General features: G+C 44.7%; 4 protein-coding genes and 1 pseudogene. 3 read left to right on the top strand and 2 right to left on the bottom strand.

What is annotated here, in order from left to right; all coding sequences use genetic code 11:
* Window positions 1-945 (top strand): annotated as a pseudogene (locus AB4496_RS03355) (DNA-directed RNA polymerase subunit beta'); the annotation flags it as partial.
* A gap of 331 nt (window positions 946-1276) precedes the next feature.
* Here AB4496_RS03355 and AB4496_RS03350 read toward each other — a convergent pair.
* Window positions 1277-1774, bottom strand: a complete 498-nt coding sequence (locus AB4496_RS03350; RefSeq protein WP_012604999.1) for an Rsd/AlgQ family anti-sigma factor — start codon at window positions 1772-1774, stop codon at window positions 1277-1279.
* Window positions 1775-1939: 165 nt separating this feature from the next.
* Between AB4496_RS03350 and nudC the strand changes: the two genes are divergently transcribed.
* Window positions 1940-2749 carry an NAD(+) diphosphatase gene (nudC, locus tag AB4496_RS03345; RefSeq protein WP_009844679.1) on the top strand — a complete coding sequence of 270 codons (810 nt, stop codon included), beginning with the start codon at window positions 1940-1942 and terminating at the stop codon, window positions 2747-2749.
* A 299-nt stretch (window positions 2750-3048) separates the two neighbouring features.
* Window positions 3049-4116 carry a uroporphyrinogen decarboxylase gene (hemE, locus tag AB4496_RS03340; protein ID WP_004729761.1) on the top strand — a complete coding sequence of 356 codons (1068 nt, stop codon included), beginning with the start codon at window positions 3049-3051 and terminating at the stop codon, window positions 4114-4116.
* Between the two features lie 108 nt (window positions 4117-4224).
* Here the strand turns inward: hemE and AB4496_RS03335 are convergent, their stop codons facing one another.
* On the bottom strand, window positions 4225-4794 hold the full coding sequence (locus tag AB4496_RS03335) for a uracil-DNA glycosylase family protein (RefSeq protein WP_372130589.1): 570 nt from the start codon (window positions 4792-4794) through the stop codon (window positions 4225-4227).
* Between the last annotated feature and the right edge of the window lie 2 nt (window positions 4795-4796).

Here is a 4796-nt window from a genome sequence, read left to right as displayed (position 1 = left end):
GACGTAATGATTCCTGGTACTGATATGCCAGCTCACTACTTCCTACCTGGCAAAGCGATTGTAAACATCGAAGATGGCGCTGAAGTTGGCATTGGTGACACACTATCTCGTATCCCTCAAAAATCGAGCGGAAACAAAGATATCACCGGTGGTCTACCACGCGTAGCTGACCTATTCGAAGCTCGTAAGCCTAAAGAGCCTGCGATCCTTGCTGAGCACACAGGTACTGTGTCTTTCGGTAAAGAAACGAAAGGTAAGCGTCGTCTAGTAATCACTCGTGAAGGCGGTGACGCTTACGAAGAGATGATTCCTAAGCACCGTCAATTGAACGTGTTCGAAGGTGAGAAGATTGAACGTGGTGATGTAATCGCCGACGGTCCTGAAACTCCACACGATATCCTGCGTCTACGTGGTATCCACGCTGTGACTCAGTACATCGCGAACGAAGTTCAAGAAGTTTACCGCTTACAAGGCGTAAAGATTAACGATAAGCACATCGAGACTATCGTTCGTCAAATGCTACGTAAGTGTACAATCACACATTCTGGTGACTCTCCGTTCCTACCTGGCGAACAAGTTGAGTACCACAATGTTAAGATTGCTAACCGTAAGCTAGAAGCTGAAGGTAAAGAACTAGTGCGTTTCGAACGTGATCTACTAGGTATTACTAAAGCATCTCTTGCAACTGAGTCATTCATCTCAGCTGCATCGTTCCAAGAAACGACTCGCGTACTAACAGAAGCTGCGGTTTCTGGTAAGCGTGATGACCTTCGCGGCCTGAAAGAGAACGTAATTGTTGGTCGTCTGATCCCAGCTGGTACTGGTTTCGCATACCACCAAGAGCGTCAAAAGCAACGTGAAGAAGAGCAAGAAGGTCCTTCAGCTGAGCAAGCTACTGACAATCTAGCAGCACTTCTAAACGCTGGTTTCTCTTCAGAAGAGTAAGCTCTACGAGTAGTCTCTAAGAGATAAGAAAAAAGGCACCTTCGGGTGCCTTTTTTGTATCTGGCGTATTGGTATTTAGCTATGACTTATAAAGTGATAGGTGTGATTATCTAGCTGGTGGGGTTGGATTTATGTCCTGAAGAGTGCTCTTTGAGGCCAGTAAGATAAAGGGTAGAGATGATTAGGCTGATTAGGGCTGTAACCATATGCTTATGGCTAAAGGTCAGGGCGAGCGAGTAAGCTCTGTCTGAAAGGTTCTGGGTAGTTTGGATAACCTTACAGACAAAACAAAAAGCTTGCACAGAGGCAAGCTTATTAAGGATTCAGCTAACTAAGCGCCTGGTGGAATCGCTAAACTGTCTGCAATAAGCTGGATAAGATTATCTTCTACTTCAAAACGTACTTCGAGTAGTTCACCTACTTTTGACATATCTCCTTCGAAGTTAGGCAACTCATCGTCTGCACTTACTTTAACGTACTTATCATTGAACTCTAGAAGCGGCTCGGTTGTAAGTACGATCTTCGCGTAAGTTGTATCAATCTCGTCATTGGTTTTAAAGCCTGTTGCTTGCCATTTTTTCATGACCATATCGTAGATCTTAAAATGACCCTCTGAGATATAATCGACAACATGATCGCAGAATGAGCTTATTTCTTTAGGAGAAGGGAGTTCAACAACGTTTGATTGCCCATTGCTAGCTGGCTGCAAGGCACCTAGCTTACAATACTCAACGATTAGAGACTGTCGAGTTTCGAGCCAATGATCGATGACCTCATTAGAGCCACCCCATTGTTCTTGTATTTGTTTGAATTTATTTAGCATGACCATGTCCTCATGATCTGATCACAACCTTGTGATCAAGTAATTGCCTAAGCAGGGTCCGTTTTATTGGTAGCTACTAAAAGTAATAGTTTGAATTATTCTCTGCTACAACTCTAGTATGAAATCAGATTGCCAGTAAAATGAACGAACTGCAAGCAATGAGGCATAGGGATGTTAAAAAAAAGTGATAACAAAATGACAGAGCAAGCTTATTGGTGCGTCGTTTCAGGTAGTGATATTTGGGTTAATAATGATCAGTTTCCTTATGGCTCAGCTGAAGAGCTAGGGCTGGATGTCGAGCATGCAATCTGCATTGGTCAGCATCAAGGTCGTAAGGTGTATTGGCTCAACGATTGCGATGTGGAGATTGATCTGAGCATGGTCAGCCTAAGAGATTTGCTTCACTGGCCTGAATCAAGTTTTCTGATCGCAAGCAAAGCTATCCAGTATGGGAACATGACACAAAGTATGCGTTTTTGCCCTCAGTGCGGCGGTCGTAATCATCTCAATCATAATCAGGTGGCGATGCAGTGTGGAGACTGCCGAACGCTTCATTACCCTCGTATCTTCCCGTGCATCATTGTCGCTGTACGAAACGACAACAAGATATTACTTGCGCAGCACCCAAGGCATAAAACGGGTATGTACACGGTAATAGCGGGCTTCCTAGAGGTTGGAGAAACCCTAGAGCAGTGTGTGGCGCGCGAAGTCAAAGAAGAAACGGGGATCGATGTGAGTAATATCCGTTACTTTGGTAGCCAGCCATGGGCGTTTCCATCGAGTATGATGATGGGCTTTCTGGCAGATTATGCTGGTGGTACGCTTAAACCCGATTACAGTGAACTGTCGGATGCCCAATGGTTTGATGTAACAAGCCTACCTGATGTTGCTCCAGTCGGAACGATTGCGAGACAATTGATTGAGAATACAGTCGATGACATAAGGAAAGCCGGCGTCGCGGAGCAAGAACTAGAACATTAAATTACCTGTGATAGTATTTGGCCTATGGGTGGTCAAACACTAAAAAAAACCCTCCACAAGTGGAGGGGGTAAGTAAGATGTCGTTATGAGATGCTGAGTAGTGACTACTCAGTTGTTATAATTGTAATTTTCGCTAGCGAACAAATTTTTAACATGCTCCTGTAATTGGGTGCAAATTAAGCATGGATTTAAAAGTTAATAACTTGATCTAGGTTGCAAAGCACACAGCTTTTACCCTTCAATCAGTGTTAGAATACTTGCCATCAAAACTAGACAAGATTGAATTGGAATTTAACGGAATGACCGAATTAAAAAACGATCGCTATTTACGCGCACTTTTAAAACAGCCTGTTGATTACACACCGGTATGGATGATGCGCCAAGCTGGCCGCTATCTTCCAGAGTATAAAGCAACGCGCGCTGAAGCGGGCGATTTCATGTCTTTGTGCAAAAACGCTGAACTAGCATCAGAAGTAACACTTCAACCTTTACGTCGTTTCCCGCTTGATGCGGCAATCTTGTTTTCTGACATCCTAACTATCCCAGATGCGATGGGGTTAGGTTTGTACTTCGAAACAGGTGAAGGCCCTAAGTTTGAACGCCCTATCACATGTAAAGCTGACGTAGAAAAGATTGGCCTACCGGATCCTGAAGGTGAACTTCAATACGTAATGAATGCCGTTCGTCAGATCCGTAAAGACCTGAAAGGCGAAGTGCCACTGATTGGTTTCTCTGGTAGTCCTTGGACATTGGCAACTTACATGGTTGAAGGCAGCAGTTCGAAGGCATTTACTAAAATCAAGAAGATGATGTATGCAGAGCCACAAACGCTGCACTTACTTCTAGATAAGCTGGCTGACACTGTTATTGAATACCTGAACGCGCAAATTAAAGCAGGTGCACAATCGGTAATGGTATTCGACACATGGGGTGGTGTACTTACTCCGCGTGACTACAACCTGTTCTCACTGCAGTACATGCACAAAATTGTCGATGGCCTAATTCGTGAAAACGAAGGTCGCCGTGTACCGGTTACTCTGTTCACTAAGAACGGTGGCATGTGGCTAGAATCTATCGCAGCGACCGGCTGTGATGCAGTTGGCCTAGACTGGACAATCAATATTGCTGATGCAAAAGCACGTATTGGCGATAAAGTGGCTCTACAAGGCAACATGGACCCATCAGTACTTTACGCACAACCTGAGCGTATTCGTGAAGAAGTCGGCACTATCCTTGAAGGTTTTGGTGACGGCGGTACTGGTCACGTATTTAACCTTGGCCATGGTATTCACCTAGATGTGCCACCAGAAAATGCTGGTGTATTTGTGGACGCAGTTCACGACCTATCTAAGCCATACCATAAGTAATTCAGTATGTGTTTTTAGAAAAAGCGCTGTCGAGAAATCGGCAGCGCTTTTTTATTATCTTTCTATCCGCACTCAATATCGACTAAATCATCGTTGATGTGCAGCTAATTAGGCATTTGGATCATGGCAGGCCAAATGCTCTGATACGTGCTTCCTGATATAGGGAATGACTTCACTTTCGAACCATGGGTTTTTCTTGAGCCAGATATTATTACGTGGTGAAGGGTGGGGAAGTGGCAAAAATTCTGGAGCCCAAGCCTGCCAGTTACGTACCGTTTCAGTGAGTGTGCTGGTGGCTTTCTCTTTTAGATAATAGTTTTGCGCATACTGACCAATCAGCAAGGTCATTTGGATGTTGGGCAGTGATTGCAGTACTTTTTTGTGCCATAGCGCAGCGCACTCCTTTCGAGGCGGTAGATCGCCACTTTTTCCCTTTCCTGGATAGCAAAAGCCCATCGGGACAATCGCGACTTTTTGTTCGTCATAAAACGTATCGCTGTCCATCTCTAGCCATTCTCTCAATCGCTCGCCACTGGCGTCGTTCCAAGGGATAGATGATTCATGAACCTTAATACCGGGTGCTTGGCCTATGATTAACAAGCGCGCGTTTGGGTGTGCCTGAATCACTGGGTTTGCACCGTGTGATAAATGAGGTTCACAAGCGGTGCATTGTCGTATCT

It is taken from the genome of Vibrio sp. 10N.222.46.A1 (assembly GCF_041473595.1).
Lineage (GTDB): Bacteria > Pseudomonadota > Gammaproteobacteria > Enterobacterales > Vibrionaceae > Vibrio > Vibrio tasmaniensis_A.
The sequence above is the reverse complement of the archived record's forward strand: the minus strand, read 5'-3'. Positions and strand labels throughout refer to the sequence as shown.